The following is a 1007-nucleotide window of genomic DNA, read 5'->3' on the forward strand; positions in this document are numbered from 1 at the left end:
GTTTTTACTTGCCGGTAGATGTGGTACTCTTATCCGACGGGATAAGGGGGCAGGCAGCAGGTTGTGCCAAAACGCGAGGAAATCTTGAATAAAGAGGAACCTCGTAAGCAAGATTAACCTAAACCTGCTGCCGTAAATCGACACCCGTTCGGGTGTTGTTCTCATAATGACTCGGCACCGCTTGACATTAAGCCGTGCTGTTTTTATGCTTTTGCTATGCCCGCAAAAGAGGATAAAGTAAAAACACATAAAAAAAACATCGCACTTTGATTTCTCAAAGTGCGATGTTTTTTTATGGCATTTTTTACGCGGCGTGTTTCGGTTGTTTAAACACTGTGACTTCAGGCGCTTGGCCAACGAATTTTTCTACTTGTACGATACAAGTATTTGGCGAGTTGCCTTGTGCCAGTTTGGACGTGCCTTCGTCGCGGGTGAGCACGTTCGGGCAGCCGTTTTTGCACAATGGTTTTTCGCTTTCGCCTAAATCCATTGGGTCATACCACGCGCCTTCGTGAAGTGCCACCGTGCCTTTGATGATGTTTTCCGTCACCAAGGCGCCGGCAAGCACTTGTCCGCGTTTGCTGTGAATGCGGACGATGTCGCCGTCTTTAATGCCACGCGCTGCGGCATCTTCTGGGTGAATCATCACCGGTTCACGATCGTTGACCGCGTATTTTTGGCGTAGAGAAGTGTGCGCCAATTGGCTATGCAAGCGGTAATACGGATGCGGTGTTACCAAGGCGAGTGGATATTCTTGTGTAACATTGCCGGCAAATTCTTCCGGTTCCATCCAGCTGGCATGACCTTTGCAATCGTCGTAGTTCATTTTGGCGACGACATCGGAATAAATCTCGATTTTGCCTGACGGCGTGCCGAGCGGATTGAGCAACGGATCTTCACGGAATTCGCTGTAACGCACCCATTTTTTCGCTGCTTCACCGGCTTCAAAATTCAATGGTTTGTTTTCAGCCCAGAATTTATCAAAACGCGGCATGGCAACGCGATTG

1 protein-coding gene is annotated in these 1007 nt (G+C 48.7%); it reads right to left on the reverse strand.

The genetic code is table 11. The features are described 5' to 3' along the window. Window positions 1–304: 304 nt before the first annotated feature. The coding region (locus Q0203_RS01530) for a molybdopterin dinucleotide binding domain-containing protein (protein WP_297929041.1) at window positions 305–1007 on the reverse strand (703 nt) is incomplete at its 5' end.

The sequence above is a fragment of the uncultured Aggregatibacter sp. genome, from assembly GCF_938046485.1.
Lineage (GTDB): Bacteria > Pseudomonadota > Gammaproteobacteria > Enterobacterales > Pasteurellaceae > Aggregatibacter.